This is a genomic window from Paenarthrobacter histidinolovorans, from assembly GCF_014647595.1.
GTDB lineage: Bacteria > Actinomycetota > Actinomycetes > Actinomycetales > Micrococcaceae > Arthrobacter > Arthrobacter histidinolovorans.
In genome coordinates, this window is record NZ_BMPM01000005.1 from 88,022 (window position 1) to 110,355 (window position 22,334).

Sequence of the window (22,334 nt, forward strand, 5' to 3'; positions counted from 1 at the left end):
GCAAAGCCTCCACATTTTCAAAACCGGGAGCATAGGCTGAGTTGATGAGTGACAAGACCATGAGCGAAGAACACAGCACACGCGGCGCGTACGTCACCGGCGGTGAATTCACCCGCGACACCAACTACATCGAGGACCGCATCACCCGCGATGGTGCTGCCGGGCCAAACGGGGAAACCGGCTGGCCTGTGGAGCCGGGGCGCTACAGGCTGGTCGCGGCGCGCGCCTGCCCGTGGGCCAACCGCTCTGTGATCGTGCGGCGGCTGCTGGGACTTGAGGATGTCATCAGCCTTGGCCAGCCCGGCCCCACCCACGATGCCCGCTCCTGGACCTTCGACCTTGATCCCGGCGGCAAAGACCCCGTGCTGGGGATCGAGCGCCTGCAGGAGGCCTTCTTCCGCCGTTTCCCGGACTACCCCCGCGGCATCACGGTCCCGGCCATCGTAGATATCCCCAGTGGGCAAGTAGTCACCAATAACTACCCGCAGATCACGATCGACTTTTCCACTGAATGGACAGAATTCCACCGCCCGGGAGCACCGCAGCTGTACCCGGAGCACCTCCGCGAGGAAATCGACCAGGTCAACAAGCGCGTATTTACCGAGGTCAACAACGGCGTCTACCGGTGCGGGTTCGCAGGATCACAGGAAGCCTACGACGCCGCCTACACGCGCCTGTGGAATGCCTTGGACTGGTTGGAGGAACGGCTGTCAACGCAGCGTTACCTGGTGGGTGATTCCATCACCGAGGCTGACGTCCGGCTCTTCACCACCCTGGCGCGCTTCGACGCCGTCTATCACGGGCACTTCAAATGCAACCGGAACAAGCTCAGCGAAATGCCGGCGTTGTGGGGCTATGCAAGGGACCTGTTCCAGACACCCGGCTTCGGGGACACCATCGACTTCGTCCAGATCAAGCAGCACTACTACATCGTCCACGAGGACATCAACCCCACGCAGATTGTGCCCGGGGGCCCTGATCTTTCCGGCTGGCTCACGCCCCACGGACGGAAATCCCTGGGCGGCAGCCCGTTCGGGGACGGCACTCCCCCGGGGCCAGTGAAAGCCGGCGAAGAAGTAGCGCCGGGGCATGGCGCCGGCTAGCCACTTCTGCGTGTCACGCCGTCCCGTGGTTAAGCTCGGCGCGCGTTGGCGGGTTGGCGCCGGCGCGTGAAACGGTCACCGCGGCCGCGCGTGCTGCGTGGTCCATGATTGCGGCGAGCGTTTCGGCGGGCAGTGCCCTCAGTGCCTCGCGGTTCTGAGCCCCGTCCAGCCCGTGATCCACAATCGCGGACAGCAGCCCTGCCATGAACGAGTCCCCGGCGCCCACGGTGTCCACCACGTCCACAGTCGGAGCGGGAACCTCGGTTTCACCCGCCCGGGTAATGCCCCACGGCCCACGTGAACCGCGCGTCACCACCACCAGGGCCGGCCCTTCGTCGCCGCCCAGGGACAGCCAGCGACGCGCGGACTCGGTTGGATCGACGCCGGGATACAACCATTCAAGGTCCTCGTCCGAGGCCTTCACGACGTCGGCCAGCGCCACGAAGCGCTCAGCTTGCGTCCGCGCGTACTCAACATCCGTGATGATGCTTGGGCGGCAGTTGGGATCGTAGCTGATGGTGCTGTTCGGGTGGGCATGCTCGACGGCGGCAAGAACCTCCGCCGCGCCGGGCTCCAGGAAGGTGGCTATGGAGCCGGTGTGCAGCAAGGTGGCACCCTGCAGCATGAGGGGCAGCCGCCCGGCGAGTCCGGGCAACTCCCAGGTGAGGTCGAAAGCGTAGGTGGCTGCGCCGTCGTCGTCTATTTGCGCGGTGGCCACGCTGGTTGCTTTGTCATCGGGCGGAACCGGGACCATCACGGAGCTCGAGCGCAGATGCGCTGCGACGGAGTCTCCGTAGGCGTCCTTGCCGTAGCGGCCGATGAACTGCACCGGGTGGTCCAACCTTGCCAAGCCCACGGCAACGTTGAGCGGGCTGCCGCCAACGTGGGCCTCAATTCCAGAGGAGCGTTGGACGACGTCTACCAGGGCCTCACCAATGACAGTCAGCATGGGTCAACTCTGCCAGAGGACAACTGCCGCAGCCCAACAATTACGACAACAGTCGCTGCACCAACTCGCGGCACTTCTTGTACGCGACCGCCTTGGGGTCAATGAGGTCGAAGTGGTCGCCCGGAACCCGCAGCAACTGGGCCGAACTCCCCGCTGCCGTGGCCGCGGCAACGTAGGCCTCGGACTGGCTTGCAGGAACGTCCTCGTCTTCCGTGGCGTGCACGGCGTAGACGGGGACGTCAATCGGCAGGGAACTCATGGGGTCAGCGTATTTATGCCGTTTGGGGAATCTTGCCGAATCCCCGCCCATGAGGTTGCAGACAGCGCCGTTGCTGAGGTTCAGCTTCTCGGCTGCCGCAAGGTTCAGCAGGCCTGATTGGCTCACCACTCCCGTCAGGTGCACGGCATTGTCCTCCGGTGCCCTCTGGAGCTGACGGTCGGCGTCGGGGGCGCCGATGTCCGAGAGGCGGTGCCTGCCCGCAGCCCATACCGCGAGGTGGCCGCCGGCCGAGTGGCCGAGTGCCACCACTTTGCCGAGCTGGAGGTCGTGGTCCCCGGCTATCTGCGAGAGGTGGTCGATGCCGGCGAGGATGTCCTCGAATGTATGGGGCCAACCACCGCCGTTCCCGGCACGCCGGTATTCGAGGTTCCAGGCGGTGATTCCATGCGCTGCGAGGTCCCGCGCCAGCGGTTCGCCGAGCTCCGCACCGTATTGCGAGCGCCAGTATCCGCCATGGATTACAACGGCTATTCCACCGGCCACAGCTGATGCGCCGCGATGGTTTCCGTTGTTCGGTTCAGGTATGAAGAGTTCGCCCCACTGACTGGGGTGTTCGCCGTAGCTGTACTTGTGCCGCAACATTGCGCCCTCCTTTGTACTGAGCCTATCGTGACGGTTCCGTAGTTTGGCTAGAGGCACCCCGACGGCGGGTGGCCCGGTTCACTGTCGCAGCCGCCACGTAAGCTGGGGGCATGGCAAGCAATTGGGACAGCCTGGACCAGGCCCAGCGGGATGCAGTGGATGCGAATGTGGCTCTCTATGAGCGTGTCCGCCCTGCTCTGAAGCGGGTCACACGGGACGTGCTGCTGACCCTGCGGGACATGTTGAACGACGCCGAAGTCACCCCTTTGTTCGTCACCGGCCGGACCAAGACCGTTGAGTCGTTCCGCGAAAAGATTTCCCGCACGGATGATCCCTTGGAGCCGGGTGGGCCACGGGTGCTCAAGTTCCCGGACCCTTTCCGCACGTTGAACGACATGGTCGGCATCCGGGTGATCACCAAGCTCCCGGCGGAAAACGCCGCCGTGGCCAACATCATCAAGCGGCAGCGGCAGCTCTTCGACTGCCGTGGCGACCGCGAGAAGGACATCGGTTCCATCGAATCCGGGACCTACGGGTACTCCAGCCGGCACCTCATCCTGCGCACCATCCAGAATGAAACCGTCAAGGAGTACCAGCACGTCTTCAACCCGGACATGCCCGCCAACGGCAGCTATTTCTTTGAATGCCAGATCCGCACAGTTTTTGCGCATGCCTGGAGCGAGATCGAGCACGACATCCGTTTCAAGGCGGAGGACCCGCGCGCATGGACGCCGCATTTCGACCGGCAGTTCACGGCAACGGCCGCCATGCTGGAAACCGTGGAGAGCGCCTTTGCCGATCTCCACGAACGGTACGAGGAAGTCCGCGGCTACTGGGACCTGGAGGGCGAGGGCGGCTCACCGTTGACTCCCAACCGGGTTCGTGACGTCTGGCGTACGCTCCTGCCGCACGTTGACCGTAAAGTTGATGACGACTGGGGATGGGCCGCCGAGCTGCTGGCTGCCCACGGACTCACCAAGACCGTGGAGCTGGCCGGGCTTCTCAGCGCCAACCGGATCACCGAGGTCCGCAAGGCCCTGGACCATCGCTACTCACCCGGCCCTGACCGCCTCCTGGACGACCTCCTGCTGTGGCAGTACGGAACCGAACACATCGATCTCACTGCTGAGGCGCCCGACGCCGTTCCGCACCCGCGGCGCGACAGCCTCCAGCGGCGTCTTAAGCAGATTGAGCGCTACCGCCAGACTGCACTGTAAGAAACCTGCCCTGTAAGGACCCATGACTCCCGAGCAACTCATGTCACTGCGGGCGACCTTCCGCTCGCCCCGCCGGCTGCTGACGGAGTCCCTCGCGGGTCTCGTGGTGGCCTTGGCTTTGATCCCGGAAGCGATCGCATTCTCGGTAATCGCCGGAGTGGATCCCCGTATCGGCCTGTTCGCGTCGTTCACCATGGGCGTGGTGACGGCGCTGGTGGGTGGCCGCCCGGCCATGATTTCCGCCGCGACGGGAGCCGTGGCGTTGGTGATCGCCCCCGTCATGAAGGAGCACGGCCTCGACTACCTGATCGCCACGATCATCCTGGCGGGCGTCTTCCAGATCATCCTGGCCGTCCTCGGAGTGACGCGTTTGATGCGGTTCATTCCCCGCTCGGTGATGATCGGCTTCGTCAACGCCCTGGCCATCCTGGTTTTCATGTCCCAGATGCCCGAACTCTTCAACGTGCCGTGGATGGTCTATCCGATTGTCATTGTCGGTTTGGTGATCGTGTTCGGGCTGCCGCGGCTGACCACTGCCATTCCTGCACCCTTGGTGGCGATCGTAGCCATCACACTGGTGACGGCCCTGGGCAACATCGACGTTCCCACCGTCAGCGACAAAGGCGAGCTTCCGGACAGCCTGCCCGGCTTCTTCCTGCCCAACGTTCCACTGAACCTGGAGACGTTCCAGATCATTGCGCCGTTTGCCCTCTCCATGGCGCTGGTGGGTCTGCTGGAATCCCTCATGACCGCCAAACTGGTAGACGACATCACGGACACGCGTTCCAACAAAACCCGGGTGTCGTGGGGGCAGGGCGTGGCCAACATCGTCACCGGTTTCCTGGGTGGCCTGGGTGGTTGCGCGGTGATCGGGCAGACCATGATCAACGTGAAGGGATCAGGTGCCCGGAGCCGGCTCTCGACCTTCCTGGCCGGCGTGTTCCTGCTGATCCTGGTGGTTGTGCTCGGTGACATCGTTGGCATGATTCCGATGGCAGCTTTGGTGGCCGTGATGATCTTCGTTTCACTGATCACGTTCGACTGGCACTCCGTTCGGCCCTCAACGTTGAAGCGGCTGCCCAAGTCCGAGACCGCCGTCATGATCCTTACCGTTGCCGCCGTGGTGGCGACGCACAATCTGGCGGTGGGTGTCGGCGTCGGCGTCCTGGCCGCCATGGTGCTGTTCGCCCGGCGGGTGGCGCATTTCGCTACGGTGGAACGGACTGAACTGGAGCTGAACGGCGAGAGGGTTGCGACGTACACGGTGGATGGTGAGCTGTTCTTCGCTTCCTCCAACGATCTGTATACGCAGTTCGACTACGCAAAGGATTCCTCAGACGGCATAGATCGAGTGGTCATAGATCTCCATGGCTCGCATATTTGGGATGCTTCCTCCGTATCGGTGCTGGATTCGGTGACGGAGAAGTACCGGAACCATGGCCGCGAGGTGGAGTTCATCGGGCTGAATGAGGCCAGCGTCCGCATGCGTGAGCGCCTGGCAGGGAAGCTCAACCCCTAACCCGACTGAGTCGCAGTTCAGGTCGTTCCCAGCGCTCAAAACGGCCTTAACTGCTACTTAGTTGGGTGGGGAAACAGCGGTCATCTGACATATACGCCTGCCTGCAAGTAAAGAATTCGTTGTGGTTGCCGGCCGGATGTGAGCATGGATGAATGCTTGAGGCAACCAATAACGCACCAGACTCTGAACAAAAAGCCGCGCCTGTGAATGCCGCCCTCGCCGCTGAGGCAAGGATTGCGCGGATCGCGGTCACGGTGTTCCCACTCCTCGTTGTGGCTGCCGGCGTCCTTGGCTTCCTCGTCCCGGACCTCTTCAAGCCCATGGGCGTCTCAGTTCCCTATTTGCTGGGGGTCATCATGTTCTGCATGGGCCTGACCTTGACCCCTCCGGACTTCGCGTCAGTAGCACGGCGTCCGTGGGCGGTAGCGCTGGGTATCGTGGCACATTACGTGATCATGCCCGGCGCCGGCTGGCTCATTGCCGTGCTGCTGCAACTGCCTCCTGAACTGGCAGTGGGGCTCATCCTGGTGGGCTGCGCACCGTCAGGTACGGCCTCCAACGTGATGGCGTTCCTGGCCAAGGGCGATGTTGCACTGTCTGTTGCTGTCGCGTCCGTTTCCACGTTGATCGCGCCTCTGGTGACGCCGGCCTTGACGCTGTTCCTCGCCGGTTCGTTCCTCCACATCGACGCCGGGGCCATGGTCCTGGACATCGTCAAGACGGTGCTGCTTCCCGTCATCGCCGGCCTCCTGGCGAGGTTGTTCCTCTCGAAGCTCGTCGCGAAGGTGCTTCCGGCACTTCCGTGGGCATCCGCCGTCGTGATTTCGCTGATCGTCGCGATCGTGGTGGCAGGCAGTGCCAGCAAGATCGTGGCCGCAGGCGGCATCGTGTTCCTTGCTGTGGTTCTCCACAATGGCTTCGGCCTGGGCCTCGGCTACCTGGCCGGCAAACTCGGCCGTCTGGATGACAAGGCGCGCCGTGCGTTGGCGTTCGAGGTCGGCATGCAGAACTCTGGCCTGGCCGCCACCCTGGCCACCGCGCACTTCGGTGCGCTGGCTGCGCTGCCGTCCGCCGTGTTCTCGCTGTGGCACAACGTTTCCGGCGCGATCGTTGCGGCCTGGCTGGCGCGCCGCCCGCTGAAGGACTGACATTGGCCGGGGGTCTTGACGCCGCACTTGCATTTTGCAAGTATGGCCGCATGAGCCTCTTTATTACCTGCCCCGTTGAGAGCGTTGAGCGTTCGACCGCCTTCTATACCGCCCTCGGTTGGACTCTCAACACCGAGATGTCCGATCACAACGTGTCATGTTTCGCGATCGCGCCCGAGCAGTACGTCATGCTCGGCAGCCGCGAAATGTACGCCAGCGTGGGGGGCGCCGAAGAACTGGTCGGCGGACCCGATACTCCCTCGAAGGTCACGGTCTCGTTCGACCTCGGCAGCCGCGAGGCGGTAGACGAACTCACAGAACGCGCCGGCGCCGCCGGTGGGCGGATCGGCGACACCGACGACTACCCCTTCATGTACCAGCGCCAATTCGACGACCCCGATGGCTACCACTACTCACCGTTCTGGATGAAGCCGGACACCGATCCGACCGCGTGAGCAACCTCGCCGCGGCCCTCGACGTCGTCGGCTCACGGTGGGCTCTGCTCATCGTGGAACGGCTGCTCGACGGGCCACAGCGCTACGGCGATCTGCAGCGGGACCTCGGAGTGCCGACCAACATGCTCGCGACGCGCCTGCGCGAGCTCGAAGCCGCCGGGGTACTGTCCCGCCTGCCCCTGCGCCACAACACCCGCGCCTACGCGCTGACCGACAGGGGGCGGGCCCTGGGCGAAGCGATCAACGCGCTGGCCCGTTGGGGCGAGGACTTGCCTGGGAACGACGCGGACTAGCGGTGCCGCGCCGTTGCGAACATCCTGGTTTTCAGCACCAGGGCTGAGATCCTGCCGTTACGGAGCCGCCGTCGTGGTGCCGTCTGTCGTGGTGCCGTCCGTCGTGGTGCCGTCCGTCGTGGTGCCGCGACGGTGCAGCTTCCACGGAGAGGCGACCCGGACGCCGTCGGCAGGGGCTGTTCCCTCCAAACGGTCAAGCAGCATCCGGACCACCTTCTCGAAAATGGGATCAGGCCCCACAGTGGTCAGCGCCGGATCGAACTCCTGCCCTTCGGTAGAGTTCCCCACCCCGACGATCTGCACGTCCTCGGGCACGCGGAGTCCCAGCCTGAAAGCTGCCCGTATGGCCTGGAGCGCTTCCATGTCGTCGGTGCAGAGGATGGCGGTGGGGCGGACGGGCAGCTGCAGCAATTCAAGCGCCGACTGATACGCCTCGGCCGGGCGGTGATGCGATGTCCTGATGAGGGACTGATCGAGTGGAATGCCGGCGTTATCAAGCCCCTTGGCGTAGGCAGCGAAGCGACTCTTGGGCCGGTCGGGGGAATCGGACCGGCGAATACACGCGATCCTTCGATGCGACGCAGTGAGGAACTCCATGCAGTCGGCCAGCCCGGCCTCGGTTTCGGGGGCAAGGACATCAAACCCGGCAGGATTCATGGTTTCCGAAATCACCACCTGGGCTACGCCACGGCGAGCAAGTTCGGTGACGGTTTCGTCCTCCGTTTTCGCTTCCGGGAAATAGCCGATGATGACACCGTCCGCACCACCGGACATCATGAACTTCCGCCAGTCCTCGCCCAGGAGGATCACCGGCTGGTAGCCGCGCTCCGGAAGAATGTTCGCCGCCGCAGTGGCCAACGCCCGGTCCCACGGCCACTCGAGGTTTCCAATCGCGACGGCCACCACGTCAGTTTTGCCCCTCCGCATCCCGCGCGCGGCCTGGTTGGGAACGTAGCCCAACTCCTTCACGGCCGACAGGACGCGGTCCTGGGTCGGCTGGCTGATCCGGGTGGTACCGCCGTGACGGCCGGAAAGCACGTAAGAGACGGTTGTAAGCGATACGCCCGCTGCCGTAGCAACATCCCGGATGGTGGGCTTGAATCCCTTGCTCACAGCGGCTCCTGACAGACGATTGATTCTTGAACTCTATCTTCACCAAGGTGGACTCCCCTTGACGCACTTAGTTGTGAACGTTAACAATTGCGGGAGCCAACAAGTATTCAAAAGGGAAGAATTCAATGAAGAACTGGGCAGGAAACCTTGAGTATTCGTCCGCGGGCATCCAGCGCCCCGCCTCGGTTGATGAGCTGCGTGAGCTCGTGGCACAGGCGACACAAATCAAGGCCCTTGGTTCCCGGCATTCGTTCAATACGGTCGCGGACACCCCTGGAACCCACGTCCTTTTGGATGCCCTCCCCCAGGAAATCGTCCTCGACCGCGAAAAGGGCACGGTAAAGGTCAGCGGTGGCATCAGCTACGGTGCCTTGGGCCGCTCGCTTGAAGAGCAGGGTTACGCCATCCACAACCTCGCCTCCCTGCCCCACATCTCCGTTGCGGGCGCCATCCAAACCGGCACCCACGGCAGTGGAGTCAACAACCCCTCCCTGGCTGCCGCCGTCGTAAGTGTCGACCTTGTGCGCGCCTCAGGCGAGCTGGTCACCCTCACCGCCGACGACGACGAATTCCTCGCCAGCGTGGTTGGCGTGGGAGCCCTTGGCATTGTGACAGGACTGGAGCTTGCCGTCCGGCCCAGCTACGAGGTCCGGCAACGCGTGCTCACCGATCTGTCCTGGGATGCGGCGTTGGCGAATTTCGAAACCATCGCTTCCAGTGCCTACAGCGTCAGTTTCTTCACGAACTACACGGGCGACACCATCGCGCAGGTCTGGGTCAAGGCCTTGGACACCGAAGCTCCCCTGACGGACTTGTTCGGTGCGACACCGGCGACGGCTGCCCTGCATCCACTGCCGGACATGTCAGCCGAGAACTGCACCGAGCAACTGGACGTCGCCGGCAAGTGGTTGGACCGTTTGCCGCACTTCCGCCACGAATTCACCCCGAGCAACGGAGAGGAGCTGCAGAGCGAATTCCTCCTCCCCCTGGAACATGCACCAGCCGCTTTGGACGCCGTTCGAGGCCTCGCGGACAAGCTGGCACCGCTGCTGTTCATCTCCGAAATCCGCACGATCGCTGCCGACGACTTCTGGCTCAGCCCGTTCTACCACCAGCAAAGCGTGGCCCTGCACTTCACCTGGAAGCCGATGCAGCCCGACGTCGAGGCCGTACTCCCTGAGCTCGAAGCAGCCCTGCGTCCATTTGGTGCACGGCCGCACTGGGGCAAGCTCTTCACACCCGGCGAGTACGACTTCCCGGCCCTTTACCCGCGGTTCGAGGACTTCCGGGCACTGGTCAAGGCCAACGATCCCACGGGCAAGTTCCGGAATGCCTTGCTGGACAGCGTGCTGGGCGTGACTGTTACGTCATAGCTTGTCGGGCCGCGGCCACAATCCCGGGGTCTGTGGCGTCGAGTTCCTGCGCCCCGCCACCGGGGCCTGCAGGGTAGGGGTCGTCGTAACTTGTACGCGCCGAGAGGTGCACGGCCGCAACTCCTGCCTCCACGAGCGCGGGGATGTCTTCAACGCGCACGCCTCCGCCGGCCATGATCTGCACGCCGATCGGCGCCGTGCGGACCATGTCCGCCAGCATTTCCAGTCCGTGGATGCTCCGAACCGCGCCGCCGGACGTGAGAACACGGCCCACACCGGTCCCTTCCAGCGCGGCAAGTTCGGCCAAGGCGTCCCGGCTTGCGTCCAGGGCGCGGTGGAACGTCACGGGGAGCTCTCCAGCGGCGTCGACGAACCGGCCCAGCGCCGCGAGATCAATCCGGCCATCGGGAGTGAGTGCACCCACCACCACGCCGCCCACTCCGGAATCCCTGACAGCGGCGATGTCCGCGCACATGGTGCGGACGTCGTCGTCGGAATAGACGTAGCCGCCGCCCCGGTTCCTTACCAACACGTGGACGAAGCCCGCCGGGGCGGCGTCGACGGCCAACCGCACGGTGCCCATGGACGGTGTCAGGCCACCAACACCCAAGGCAGTGCAAAGCTCCACCCGGGTGGCCCCGCCCTCCAACGCTGAACGCACCCCTGCAACGTCCTGGACCGCAATCTCAAGATCGATCATCAGCGGCGGTGCACCACGGCCGACAAAGCCGGTTGGGTGTCTGTGTCGGTGAAGGGGAAGACGCCGTCGGCCAAGTGGGAGTGGCCGAGTCGGAGCAGGTCCTGGTCCACCCCTCCCGGAGTAAGGGCGAGTTTCCAGCCTGCAGCGGCGTCGTAGAGTTCCGGTTCCAGGTAGCCGATCTTGACCACGAAGATGTCGAACGACGCCGGGTCCAGGCCGAGCTTGGTGAAGTCGCCGATGTGGTGGAACGGCTTGCGGCGTTCGGTCAGGATGGCGAACACGTTGCCTGATTGGACCACTGCCTGGGTGCCGGCTACGGGATCCCCTTCAGTGATGGAGAAGACCGTGCCCTGAAGCCGGACCGGACCGTGCGCGTTGGCGTCCACACGGGCTCCGGCTTCAACGTCGATTTCACCTCCGACGCCGGCGGCCACGGCGGCGTCCACCGCACCGGCGTCGAAAATGGATGCGTGCACCAGGCGGAAAGGACCGGCCGCGAGTTCCGGGCTGGTGACAAGTTGCTGAAGGGTCCAGGTGACATCGCCGGCGCCGCCGGCCGTGGGGTTGTCGCCGGTGTCCGAGAGGAAGTACGGGCGCGGCGCCTCCGGGTCGAGAGCCGCAGCGAGCCCATCGGCCAACGTGGCGGTTTCGGCCACGAATTCGAACTCGTGGCGCGCGTCCCAGTACAACCGGGCGAGGCGTTCAGCTTCTCGGCCGATGAGTTCTTCGTCATCGCCAGTGACCACTACGTATGCCTGGCAGCGCGGCTCGTCGGCCCACGCGTAGCCCACCCAAATGGCGGCATCGACGACGCCGTCCAGGGCGGCTACCTGTGGAACTTCTGCATAGATGCTGCGCGCCGGCTCGATGCGGGTGCTGGTCTTTTCACCCGGCAACAGCACCGGAACGGGCACCCATGCCTTGGCCGGACGTCGAGCCTGCACGTCAGCCCCGGTTGAGGCCCGCAAACGCGTCAGCAGGTTGAAGACCGCGCGTTCCTTGGTGTTCATGGCGTCCTCGTGGGGGGCCATCCGGTAGCACGTGATCAGGTCCACCGCGCTGAGCAGTTCGAAGGAGACGTTGCCGTGGAGGTCCATGGATGTGGAAACCAGCGTGTCATCGCCCAATGCGTCCCGGACGTGGCGGGCAAGGTCGCCTTCGGCGTCCTCCATTCCCACCACGCTCATGGCGCCGTGGATGTCCAGGTAGAAGGCGTCGAAGGGACCCTCTCGATGGATACTGTCAATGATCTCGTCGCGGAAGGCAGCATAGAGTTCAGGATCCACTGCACCGCCGGGCAACGATCGCGCGTGCATCAGGGGCACCCAGTCGGCGGCCTCGCCCAGGTCCCTGCCTTCGTCCAGGAACGGGTAGTACGCCCTGAGCGTCCCGCCACGACGAACCGTGAAGGCCTCGGTCCCGCTGATGTGGGGTGAAAAAGTGCTTGATTCTATGGAGATCCCGGCAATGCCGATCCTTGGCCGGGCCAGGCCGCCGCTGTGGAGCGGAGCCAGCGCCGGGCACCAGACTTCGGACTGTTCGGGCGCTGTGTGTGAAAGAGACGTCATCGTGTTCCTCTTGTGAATCCAGTGCGTTGTTCAAACGTGTCGATCATGGCGTGCGCATCAGTGGTCCGTTTCGACCAAATATTGTCCGACTCGACCGGGTCAGTGGACAGGTCAAAAAGCTGCCCGGGGCCTCGTCCGGTATCGTCCGGCTGGCCCTGCGGAGCCGAAAATCCACCCGAGCCCGTGCCGTAAATGGCTTTGATTGGGCCGTTTCGGAGCACCAGGGTGCCGTCGAACGCCTGGTGTCCCAAGAGCCGGTCCGGCTCCGCACACTGTTCCCCGGTGAGCAAAGCTGCGAACGACTCGCCGTCGTCGTGGTCGGCCGGCGATCCGCCAGCGTCACCGGAGGCAGAGCGTTCGACGGCGGTGCCCGCGGCACTCTCCGTTACGTCCCGTACGGTGGCGCGAATGTCCAGGAGACTCACGAGCGAGTCACAGACACCGGCGGAGGAGCCCGCCCCGGCAACGATGAGCGGGACCCGGTGCCCGGCTTCCCAAGCATCAGCCTTCTGACCCCGCCACGGGCCATTGGGGAGATGCGCTGTCAGCCCGCCGTCGGCGTCGAGCATGTCCTCTGTAAACATGGTGGGTGCGCCGTTGTCGCTGGTGAAGACCACAAGAGTTCGCTCCAGCTCGTCCCCCAGCGCTTCCATCAAGCGCCCGACCATCCAGTCCACCAAAAACACCGCGTCCCCACGCTGACCGGCAGCCGTAGAGCCGTGCACGAAAGCGGGCGGTACGCAGGGGCGGTGGGGTGCAGCCGTGGCGATATAGGCGAAAAACTCCTGGCCGGCGCGTCGTTGTTCCCCGATCCATGCAACAGCCTGCTCTGTGACAGTGGTGTCCACTGCGTCATCCCGCCAGCCCTGCGCGGCCAGGCCTGGCCGTTGCGAGGAGACCAGGTCCGTCTTTTCCACCAACGGCGCGCCGACGGCGTGGTCCTGATCCAGGAAGCAATACGGCGGCATATCCAGGGACCCCGCAATACCGAAGAAACGGTCAAAGCCCAAAGCTGTTGGGCCCCCGGTGAACGGCGCCGAGTAGTCGATACCACGACCACTGCCCTGCATGTCCGGTACGAAACCTTCGGTGAAGGCATCCGGAGTACTGCCATCCAACCAGGTCCATCCCAGGCCCAAGTGCCATTTGCCGAAGGCCCCTGTGCTGTAGCCTCGGTCCCTCAGGTCACGGGCCAGAGTGGGAGCATCGCGGGCAATGATCGCGGGATCGGCACCACCCAGAACGCCGCTCTTGAGCGGGCTCCGCCAGGGGTAGTCTCCGGTGAGCAGGGAGTACCGGCTGGGCGTACACACGGCGGAGGAGGCATGGGCGTCGGTAAAACGCATCCCCCGGCGGGCCAGTTCATCGATGTTGGGCGTGTGGATCTGCGTAGCTCCCTGGCAGGACAGGTCGCCCCATCCGAGGTCATCAGACAGGATGACCACCACATTGGGACGTCGCTGGCCGGAGGATGTGGCATCCATCTAGGCTCCCATCCGCTCGACCAAGGACACTCCGCCGGGTACGTCGCCCGACAACAGGTCCGCCGCATATGCCGCAGCCCCGATGAAGCCGGCGTCCGGTCCAAGTTGGGCCAACCGCACCGGCGGGGTCTGTTCACGGCCGCGCTCAGCCAAAAGCGCCGCAAGCCTCTGCTCCGTGGGTTCCGTCAACGCGGCACCAACTGCGCTGACACCGCCTCCGAGCAGGAACAGGTCCGGGTCCAGCAGCATGGCCACCTGGCTAAGGCCATAGCCCAACCAGTGGCCCAATTCAGCGAAGTCTTCCCCGGTGGCCGCAGGATGACCCAAGGCGGTTCCGCTGGCATAGCGGTCCAGGCAACCCCGGCTCCCGCAGCCGCACGGGCGGCCATCGGGGACAACCGTCATGTGTCCTGCCTCCCCGGCCCATCCATGCGCCCCGGAAACAAGCTGGCCGTTGACCAGCAAGCCACCGCCGATGCCCGTGCCCACGGTCAGCATGGCCACGTTGTCCACACCCCGCGCCGCACCGAACCGGAACTCCGCCCACAGTGCGGCGTTGGCATCGTTGAGCACGACGGCGCGAACGTCCGCGCGTTCCTCGATCCAGTCAGCGAGCCGCGCCTCTTTGAGCGCAAGGTTTGCCGCATTGGCGACGCTGCGATGGTCGGTGGAAACATAACCGGGGACGGCGACGCCCACTGTTGTTCCGCCGTCGGCGTCCAACTCCCCCAGCAACTGCGCCACCGCGGCGGCAATACCCAGGGCCCCTTCGGGTGTTGCGAGCTGTTCGCGGGCAAGGATGTTTCCTTTGGAGTCGATCACACCGGCAGCGATTTTGGTCCCGCCGATGTCGATGCCCACCAGCCGCTGGCTCATACGGGGTGCCCCGGGGCGTCTGTGTGCGGAATGGCGAAAACAGCCACAGCCGAGTCCTTCAAGGTTTCCGGGATGACGAACTTGTCGCCCGCTTCACCTGCCCCAAGCCAGCGCCCTCCGGTGGTGGGAAGCGGAGCCGCCGGGAGTTCCGCGGCGGGATCCATCACCATCACATAGGTGGCGTGTTGGTCAACGGTCAGCGCGAGATCGTCCCGTCCGCCCAGGTCACCAACGAAAGGACGCGTACCGTAGATCGCTTCGCCGTTGACGTCCATCCAGGAACCCAGGCCTTCCAGCCTGTCACGGTAGATGGCGGGAACCGTGCCATCAGCATTGAGCCCGATATTCAGCAGCAAGTTGCCGTTGCGGGACACCACAGACACCAGATGGCGGACAATCTCTGCGACGCTGAGGACATCGGCTTCAGTTTCGTTTCGGTTGACGCCAAAGGAGCGCCCCAAGCCCCGGCATGACTCCCAATCCTTGTCGGACAGTGAACCGATATCGCTGTATTCGCGCGTCAGATACCCGTGCGAGGGTACGCCCCAGCGATCGTTGACGATGCCCTCCGGCACTGTGGCGAGGTACTTGCGGAACAATGCGGCGACGCCGAAATCCGCGGCCGACTTGCCGGCGTCGGGCCATTCGATGTCGTTCCACAGGATGTCCGGGGCAAACCTGTCCACCAGTTCACTGACCTGATGGAAGGCGTAGCGGGCGAACTCCTCGTCGTTCCGGCGCAACCGGAAAACATCGGGATCGGAGTTGATGGGACGCAGATCGCTCACGTGCCAGTCCAACGCGCCGGAGAAGTAAGCCCCGAACTTCAGTCCGGCGTCGCGTGCTGCCGTTGCGAATTCCGCCAACAGGTCACGGCCCGGGCCACGCCGGACACTGTTGAAACCCGTCGTCTCCGTACCCCACAGGCAGAAACCGTCGTGGTGCTTTGCCGTGGGCACAACGTAGCGAGCACCTGCCCGGCGAAACAGCTCAACACACTCGGAGGCGTCGAAAGACTCCGCCGTCCACAACTCCGCAAGATCCTCATAGCTGGTCCCGGATCCGAACGTCTCGCGTTGGTAGGCCTGGGCGCTGCTGCCGGAAATCCGAACCGTGTTGCCGTACCACTCGGCATATTTGTGGTCCCTGTAGGCGTCCTCCACAGGGGTGGGCGCATTACCTGTCTCGGCAAACGCGGGCACCGAATAGAGGCCCCAATGGACAAAGATTCCGAATTTGGCGTCCTTAAGCCACTGCGGGAACGTCCAATCAGGGTATTCCGGTGCTTCCGCGCCGAAGTCGGGACCGACTCGGTCCTCAAAATAGAACATGTTCAACCTTGGAGGTAGAAGGAGTGCGGGCTAGCGGCCGGCCAAGCCGACTGTTGCGATGCCCTTGACCAGGTGCTTTTGGAGTGCGACCACCAGCAGCAACGTGGGCAGGATGGCAATGACCGACGCTGCCATGACCAAATTCCAGGAGCTGCCGTGCTCGCCGAAGAAGGTCTGAAGACCCAGTGAGACGTTGCCAAGCTCATTGACGTCGTTGACCACAATCAGGGGCCACAGGAAGCTGTTCCAGAACGTGATGAACGTCCACACCGCCAATACCGCCAGCGAGGGCTTGGCCAGCGGCAGGATGATCCGGCTGAAGGTGCGCCATTGGCTGCATCCGTCCATCCTGGATGCCTCCACCAGCTCATACGGGATGTTCACGAAGAATTGGCGCAGCAGGAAGGCGCCGAAAGCGCCGAATGCCCAGGGCAGGATCAAAGCCTGCCACGTATTGATCCAGCCCAGCTTCTGCATGAGCAGGAACATCGGAATGACAAGGACTTCCTGCGGGATCATCATGGTTGCCAGGTAGAGGAGCATGAATTTGTCGCGCCCACGCCAGCGGAGGATGCCGAAGCTGTAAGCCGCCAACGCGGACACTGCCACCACGATGACCGTGCCGATGATCGAGACCACCAGGCCGTTGAAGATGAAACGCAGGAATGGTGTGTACTCGAACACCTCCACAAAGTTCTGCCACCGGAACTCCGCCCCGAACAGTGATGGCGGCTGGGCGAAGATTTCGCCGTTGGATTTGAAAGCGGAGAAGAACGTGAAGACGATCGGGAAGAGGAAGAGCAGGACCACCCCGGCCATCAGTACTTCGCTGACCAGTCTGAAAGGGCGGAACCGCGCTTTGGCATTCTTGCCGGGACGTTCTGCCGAAACAGCGGACGCCCGCGACGTTGTCTGGTTACTGGTCATAGTGGACCCATTTCTTTTGTCCCAGCCACTGGATCATTGTGACTACAAGAATCAAGGCGAAGAGGATGATGGCGGGCGCCGCTGCGGCACCAAGCTCGCCACCCTGGAAGGCCGTTTGGTAGACGTTCATGACCACTGTGACTGTTGACGTGCCCGGACCGCCTGCAGTGAGGACGAACGGTTCGGAAAACATCTGGAACGCCGAGATCATGGTCACTGTGGAGGCGAAGAAGATAGCCGGGGTCAGGAGGGGCAGCTTGATCTTCAACAGCGCAGTGAGGCCCGATGCGCCGTCGAGCATGGAGGCGTCAAGAACGTCCTGCGGCAGTTGATCAATGGCGGCCGAGAAGATGAGCATGTTGTAGCCGAAGCCCTGCCACAGGATGACGACGACGACGGCGAGCATCGCCGTGCTGCTGTCGCCGAGCAGGTTGGGCATGTGGATGCCGAACATGGACTGCAGCGTTGAGTCCAGGATGCCGTCCGGCTGGTAGATCAGTTTCCAGATGACAGCCGTAGCCACGGACGGCGTCACCACCGGAAGGAAGAACAGGACCCGGTACAACTTGGAGAACCGGCTGGTCGAAACCCAAAATGCCGTGGCTATGGTCAGAACCAGGTTGAGAGGCACCACGATGATGGTGAACAACAACGTGTTGATGAGTGCTGCCGGGAATTGGCTTCCTGCCGCAAACAGATCCTTGTAGTTGTCCAGGCCAGCGAAGGTGACGTCACCATACGTAGGCCAATTGAAGAAGCTCGTGGCAATGGCCAGGAGCGTGGGCAGAAGGATGAAGAGCGTCATCCCCACGGCACTGGGGGTCAAAAAGCCCAGTGCCGCGCGGGAATCCGTCTTCTTCTTCCGTTGCACGCTCACCGGCTCCGGCGCTGGGCGCCGCGGCGGTGAAGCAATGGTGGCCGTCAAGGTGATGCCTTTCTCGTCGGGCTCAGGGGTTCGGAAGAAACAGCGGACGCTACTTGGCGCCGCTCTCCTGGACGTTCTTGAGGGCTTCCTCCGGGGAGACCTTGTCCGTATAGGCCTGCTGGAACTGCTGGGCCATCAGCTTGGTGACCTTGTCCCAGTTGTCGGTGCTGATGAATGGCACGGCCTTTTCCGAGGAAGCCTTCACTACTGCAGCCACCTGGTCCGAATAGCCCGGATTGGTGGGGTCGATGTCGGTCTTCAGCCCCTGGATGAAGGCATCCGTGGCGGCCAACCGGGCAGGCTGATTGCCCGCTTTGGCGGAGGCGGCCTGTGACGCGGCGTCCGTCAGTACGCCAATGGCCTTGGCTGCGGCTTCCTTGTTCTTGCACGTCTTGGAGATGCCGAAGCCCGAGTTGGCTGAGAATGTACCGCCACCGTTCGTGCCCTGCGGCAGCGCCACCACTCCCACCTTGAAGCCGGCAGCGTCGGTGACGTTGCTCTTGATGTTCCACGTGCCATCCACAGCCATGGCCGTGTTGCCGGCAACAAACTGCTGTTCGCCCCAGGCAACGTCCGAGGAACTGGCGGGAACGGAGCTGATCTTCTCGTGCGTTGCCAGGCCGGAGTACCAGCCGAAGGCGTCGGTGACCTTTCCGTCATTCAGCTGCAGGGCGCCGTCGTCGGAAACCGGGCGGGCGCCGTTAAAGGCCAGCAGCTGGGAGTACATGTGGAGGTCCGAGAAAGACTCGCCGAAAGCGGGCTTACCCATGGAGGCTGAGACCTTTTTGCCCGCAGCGATGAATTCGTTAGTGGTCCAGCCGCTCTTGGGCTCGTCAACACCAGCGGCCTTGAAAGCATCCTTGTTGTAATACATGACCATGGTGGAAAGGCCGTAGGGAAGTGCGTACTGCTTGTCCGAAGACTGCAAAGCCTTGAGTGCGCCGGGGCTCCACTCATCGGCCTTGAAGCCGGCGGCTTCGGCCAACGGGCCTTCCATGGGCTCCATGGCTTTGGCGAAAGCGGGAAGGCGCAAGGACTGCATGCTCACGATGCAGGGCGCAGTACCGCCGGCAAGCTGGGACTGCAGCTTGGTGAAGTAATCGGCGAAGGGGGCGGTGGTCAGGTTTACCTTGATGTTCGGGTACTTTTCTGTGACCTGCGCGGCCAGTTCCTTCCAGGTTTTGTTGCCCTCTTCACCCTGGGACCAGAAGGACCAGTCGAGCGTGACGTCCGCGCTGGATGCGTCGGAGGAACCGGAGGTGCTGGAGGAACCGCAAGCAGCGGCGCCGAACATGACGGCGGTGCTGGCGACGACTGCGGCTAGCTTCGTTGCTAATTTCATTCTTCGTCCTTCTGATTTTGGTGGAGGGTGCAAGAACCCGGTCCTATAATTAATTCGGTACCGAATTAACTACGGTCCGGTTAGACTATGCGGACGCTCCGGCCGGAGTCAAGAGAGAGGTGCTTCACATTTCGAACACTCGCCAACGTCCCCGTCCGACCCCTGCCAGTGAAGTCATCAGCCGCGCCGAGATCCTTGGACTGCTCGCTGAAAGGGGCCCGCTCAGCCGCGGTGAGATCGCCAAGCAACTCGGCCTCGGAGCTGCCACGGTCACAGCCCAGGTACGAAACCTGATGGCTGAGGGCATGGTCCGCGACCTCCCGGCCGGCCAAAGCGCCGGAGCCGGACGGCCCAAGGTGCCGGTCCAGCTCGTGCCGGACGCCGCCGTTGTTATCGGGCTGGGCATCACACCCCGCAGCGTGGTTGTGGTGTCCATGCTGCTGGACGGTGAGATCCTGGCGTCAGACGTCGTCCCCTTCAACCCTGATAAGGAGCCCGTGGGCCAGCTGGCCGCTGTGGTGACGAGGCAGATGCAAGACATGGCGCACCCCGGCCGCACCGTCGCAGTAGGCATCTCGGTCTCTGGCGCTGTGGACGAGAACTCCTCTACAGTGATCATTTCCGCCACGCTCAATTGGGAGAACTTCGACCTCGGCCAACAGCTGCAGCAGGCACTGGACCTGCCCGTCTTCGTTTCCAACGATCTCTTTGCCTTGGCCACCCGGGAGATAAGTTTCGGCCTGGGCCGCCGGCACGACGACTTCCTGCTGTTGGGACTCGGGCCCGGCGTGGGCATGGGTATCGTGAACCGCAGGTCGGTCTTCTACGGTCCCGGCGGCGCCTCCACCGAATTTGGCCACATGTCTGTGGATCCCGAGGGGCCGCGCTGCGTCTGTGGAAACCGAGGATGCCTTCAGGTCTACGCGGGGCTCAAGGAACTGCTCGCGGCAGCACCCGATCCCACCCCGGAAACGACGCTGGACGATCTTTCGGCCCGGGCCAGCGTTCCAGGCTCCCCCGCGAGTTCTTACTTGGACCGGACGGGGCGGATGCTGGGCCGTTCCCTCGGCGGCACGGTGAACCTGCTCGGCATCTCCACCATCATCGTCACAGGTGAGACGACGGCCTTGTGGGAACACCTCCGCAACGGCTTTGAGCAAGGGCTGCAGGAGACTGTGCTGCGCTTCCACCACCCCCTGACCATCACAGTCCGGGAGTGGACCGAAGCCGAAGGTGCCATCGGGGCGGCGGGCATGGCCCTGCACAATGCCGTGGTGCTGAACCGGTCAGACCCGGCGTCGTAGAAGCGATTCCATCGCTACCGGCGCTCCCCCGCCGGTCAGCGACGGGGGAGCGACAGACAGCGCGGGAACGCGGGGAATCGCTACTCGATGTGGGCAAGCACTGCGCCGGCGGTGACCACTCCGCCAGGTGCGGAGAGCACTTCCGAGAGGGTGCCCGCACGGTGTGCCGGGACCTGGGTTTCCATCTTCATGGCTTCCAGAACCACAAGCGGGTCACCGGCAGCTACCTCAGCGCCGGGCTCCACGAGCCACTTGACCACCGTGCCGGACATGCTGGAAACGAGCGCGGAGTCGGCGGGCGAATCATTGGCACCGATGACAGAACCCGGCGCATCGGTCAGCCCGGCGACGGCGGGGAGGCCCTGTCCGGAGCGCGCCCAGCCGTCCAGCAGGTCGGCAGGCAGTCCCACGGCAAGTCGCTTGCCATCGACGTCCACGGTGATGGTCCGGCGTTCTCCGTTCGGAGCCACCGCGCTGTAGTCGGGGTCCACGGGGATCTGGTCGGCGAAATCGGTCTCGATCCAACGGGTGTGCACCCGGAGTCCGGCCACCGAGGTGAAGTCGTCAGCCTCCAGGACCGCCCGGTGGAAGGGCAGCACCGTGGCCAGGCCTGTGATGCTGAATTCAGCGAGGGCCCTCCGAGCGCGGCGAAGTGCCTGCTGCCGGTCTGCCCCTGAGACGATCAGTTTCGCCAAGAGGGAATCGAACTGCGGCGGAACGTTGGACCCTGCGCGGACCCCGGTATCCACCCGGATCCCCGGTCCTGTGGGCACCTCGAAGAGCGCCACTGTGCCCGGCGAGGGCAGAAATCCACGGCCCACGTCTTCGGCGTTGATCCGGAATTCGAAGGAGTGCCCCTTGGCGACGGGGTCCTCGGACACACTCAGAGGAAGCCCGGCCGCCACGCGGAACTGCTCCTGCACGAGGTCGATCCCCGCGGTTTCCTCGGTGATGGGATGCTCCACCTGGAGTCGGGTATTGACCTCCAGGAACGCCACGGCGCCGTCCGCGGAAACCAGGAACTCCACCGTGCCGGCACCGTAGTAGCCGGCTTCGCGGATGATCGCCTTGGAGCCGTCGTGGATTTTCTGCCGCTGCGCATCACTGAGGAAGGGCGCGGGTGCCTCTTCCACGAGCTTTTGGTGGCGACGCTGGAGGGAGCAGTCGCGGGTACCAACCACAATGACATTGCCCAGCTTGTCCGCGATGATCTGCGCTTCCACGTGCCGGGGCCGGTCCAGGTACTGCTCCACGAAGCACTCACCACGACCGAATGCGGCGACGGCCTCACGGACTGCTGAGTCGAAGGCTTCTTCCACTTCAGCGAGCTCGCGGACTACCTTGAGTCCTCGTCCGCCGCCACCGAAAGCAGCCTTGATGGCCATCGGAAGTCCGTGTTCCTCGGCAAAAACGCGTGCTTCTGCCGCAGAGGACACCGGTCCTTCGCTGCCTGCGACCAACGGCGCACCCGCCCGCACGGCGATTTCACGGGCAGTAATCTTGTTGCCCAACTGACGGATCGACTCCGGCGAGGGACCGATCCACTCCAGTCCGGCGTCGATCACTGCCTGTGCGAAGTCCGCGTTTTCGGAGAGGAAGCCGTATCCGGGGTGGACGGCGTCTGCGCCGGACTGGGCCGCAATGCCGAGCAGCTTCCCAATGCTCAGGTAGGTGTCAGCGGGGCTGTTTCCGTCCAGGCTGTAGGCTTCGTCGGCTAGGCTAACATGCATGGCGTCGGCGTCGATGTCGGCGTAGACCGCCACCGACGAAATGCCGGCGTCATCGCAGGCTCGGGCGACGCGGACGGCGATTTCGCCGCGGTTCGCGATCAGGACCTTACGCATC

At 63.9% G+C, this 22,334-nt stretch carries 20 protein-coding genes; 8 read left to right on the forward strand and 12 right to left on the reverse strand.

Annotation, left to right across the window (positions count from 1 at the left end; translation table 11 throughout):
* Positions 1–44 precede the first annotated feature (44 nt).
* Positions 45–1,103: a glutathione S-transferase family protein gene (locus IEY62_RS13080; protein WP_189018518.1), complete on the forward strand. Its 1,059-nt coding sequence runs from the start codon at positions 45–47 to the stop codon at positions 1,101–1,103.
* A 13-nt stretch (positions 1,104–1,116) separates the two neighbouring features.
* Here IEY62_RS13080 and IEY62_RS13085 read toward each other — a convergent pair whose 3' ends face one another.
* Entirely contained in the window at positions 1,117–2,052 is a 936-nt protein-coding gene (locus IEY62_RS13085) for a carbohydrate kinase family protein (protein WP_189018520.1), read from the reverse strand.
* Between the two features lie 40 nt (positions 2,053–2,092).
* A complete protein-coding gene (locus tag IEY62_RS13090) occupies positions 2,093–2,914 on the reverse strand; it encodes an alpha/beta hydrolase fold domain-containing protein (protein ID WP_189018522.1) in 822 nt (273 codons plus the stop codon).
* Positions 2,915–3,024: 110 nt separating this feature from the next.
* Here IEY62_RS13090 and IEY62_RS13095 point away from each other — a divergent pair, with 110 nt between their 5' ends.
* The 5 genes from IEY62_RS13095 to IEY62_RS13115 all read left to right on the forward strand — a co-directional run bounded on the left by IEY62_RS13095 (position 3,025) and on the right by IEY62_RS13115 (position 7,546).
* Entirely contained in the window at positions 3,025–4,131 is a 1,107-nt protein-coding gene (locus IEY62_RS13095) for a GTP pyrophosphokinase (protein WP_018778427.1), read from the forward strand.
* Positions 4,132–4,153: 22 nt separating this feature from the next.
* Entirely contained in the window at positions 4,154–5,650 is a 1,497-nt protein-coding gene (locus IEY62_RS13100) for a SulP family inorganic anion transporter (protein ID WP_189018524.1), read from the forward strand.
* A 152-nt stretch (positions 5,651–5,802) separates the two neighbouring features.
* On the forward strand, positions 5,803–6,798 hold the full coding sequence (locus IEY62_RS13105) for a bile acid:sodium symporter family protein (RefSeq protein ID WP_189018526.1): 996 nt from the start codon (positions 5,803–5,805) through the stop codon (positions 6,796–6,798).
* A 50-nt stretch (positions 6,799–6,848) separates the two neighbouring features.
* A complete protein-coding gene (locus IEY62_RS13110; protein WP_189018529.1) occupies positions 6,849–7,253 on the forward strand; it encodes a VOC family protein in 405 nt (134 codons plus the stop codon).
* Positions 7,250–7,546: a winged helix-turn-helix transcriptional regulator gene (locus tag IEY62_RS13115; protein ID WP_189018531.1), complete on the forward strand. Its 297-nt coding sequence runs from the start codon at positions 7,250–7,252 to the stop codon at positions 7,544–7,546. Before IEY62_RS13110 ends, IEY62_RS13115 begins: the two co-directional genes overlap by 4 nt.
* 57 nt (positions 7,547–7,603) lie before the next feature.
* Here IEY62_RS13115 and IEY62_RS13120 read toward each other — a convergent pair whose 3' ends face one another.
* Positions 7,604–8,659 (reverse strand): LacI family DNA-binding transcriptional regulator, encoded by a 1,056-nt coding sequence (locus tag IEY62_RS13120; protein ID WP_189018533.1) that lies wholly within the window; start codon positions 8,657–8,659, stop codon positions 7,604–7,606.
* Between the two features lie 125 nt (positions 8,660–8,784).
* On the opposite strand from IEY62_RS13120, the gene IEY62_RS13125 reads away from it, so the two are divergent.
* Positions 8,785–10,032 (forward strand): D-arabinono-1,4-lactone oxidase, encoded by a 1,248-nt coding sequence (locus tag IEY62_RS13125; RefSeq protein ID WP_189018535.1) that lies wholly within the window; start codon positions 8,785–8,787, stop codon positions 10,030–10,032.
* Here IEY62_RS13125 and IEY62_RS13130 read toward each other — a convergent pair.
* Genes IEY62_RS13130 through IEY62_RS13165 form a run of 8 tightly spaced genes read right to left on the reverse strand, consistent with a single transcriptional unit; the run spans position 10,022 to position 19,185 of the window.
* The gene (locus tag IEY62_RS13130) at positions 10,022–10,732 is read right to left on the reverse strand and encodes a copper homeostasis protein CutC (RefSeq protein ID WP_308424489.1); all 711 of its coding nucleotides are present in this window, start codon (positions 10,730–10,732) and stop codon (positions 10,022–10,024) included. The genes IEY62_RS13125 and IEY62_RS13130 overlap by 11 nt on opposite strands.
* Positions 10,732–12,300, reverse strand: coding sequence for a M81 family metallopeptidase (locus tag IEY62_RS13135; protein WP_189018537.1), 1,569 nt, complete (start codon positions 12,298–12,300; stop codon positions 10,732–10,734). The genes IEY62_RS13130 and IEY62_RS13135 overlap by 1 nt, the downstream gene beginning before the upstream one ends.
* Positions 12,297–13,784: a sulfatase family protein gene (locus IEY62_RS13140; protein WP_189018539.1), complete on the reverse strand. Its 1,488-nt coding sequence runs from the start codon at positions 13,782–13,784 to the stop codon at positions 12,297–12,299. Before IEY62_RS13140 ends, IEY62_RS13135 begins: the two co-directional genes overlap by 4 nt.
* A complete protein-coding gene (locus tag IEY62_RS13145) occupies positions 13,785–14,660 on the reverse strand; it encodes an ROK family protein (protein ID WP_189018541.1) in 876 nt (291 codons plus the stop codon).
* A complete protein-coding gene (locus IEY62_RS13150) occupies positions 14,657–15,991 on the reverse strand; it encodes an alpha-L-fucosidase (RefSeq protein ID WP_189018543.1) in 1,335 nt (444 codons plus the stop codon). Before IEY62_RS13150 ends, IEY62_RS13145 begins: the two co-directional genes overlap by 4 nt.
* 30 nt (positions 15,992–16,021) lie before the next feature.
* Positions 16,022–16,918: a carbohydrate ABC transporter permease gene (locus tag IEY62_RS13155; protein ID WP_189018545.1), complete on the reverse strand. Its 897-nt coding sequence runs from the start codon at positions 16,916–16,918 to the stop codon at positions 16,022–16,024.
* Complete coding sequence (locus IEY62_RS13160) at positions 16,908–17,843, reverse strand: carbohydrate ABC transporter permease (protein WP_189018547.1); 936 nt, start codon at positions 17,841–17,843, stop codon at positions 16,908–16,910. Before IEY62_RS13160 ends, IEY62_RS13155 begins: the two co-directional genes overlap by 11 nt.
* Positions 17,844–17,892: 49 nt before the next feature.
* Positions 17,893–19,185 (reverse strand): ABC transporter substrate-binding protein, encoded by a 1,293-nt coding sequence (locus tag IEY62_RS13165; RefSeq protein ID WP_189018550.1) that lies wholly within the window; start codon positions 19,183–19,185, stop codon positions 17,893–17,895.
* 119 nt (positions 19,186–19,304) lie between these two features.
* On the opposite strand from IEY62_RS13165, the gene IEY62_RS13170 reads away from it, so the two are divergent.
* The gene (locus IEY62_RS13170; protein WP_189018552.1) at positions 19,305–20,489 is read left to right on the forward strand and encodes an ROK family transcriptional regulator; all 1,185 of its coding nucleotides are present in this window, start codon (positions 19,305–19,307) and stop codon (positions 20,487–20,489) included.
* An 80-nt stretch (positions 20,490–20,569) separates the two neighbouring features.
* Here IEY62_RS13170 and IEY62_RS13175 read toward each other — a convergent pair whose 3' ends face one another.
* Positions 20,570–22,333, reverse strand: coding sequence for an acetyl/propionyl/methylcrotonyl-CoA carboxylase subunit alpha (locus IEY62_RS13175; protein WP_189018554.1), 1,764 nt, complete (start codon positions 22,331–22,333; stop codon positions 20,570–20,572).
* Between the last annotated feature and the right edge of the window lies 1 nt (position 22,334).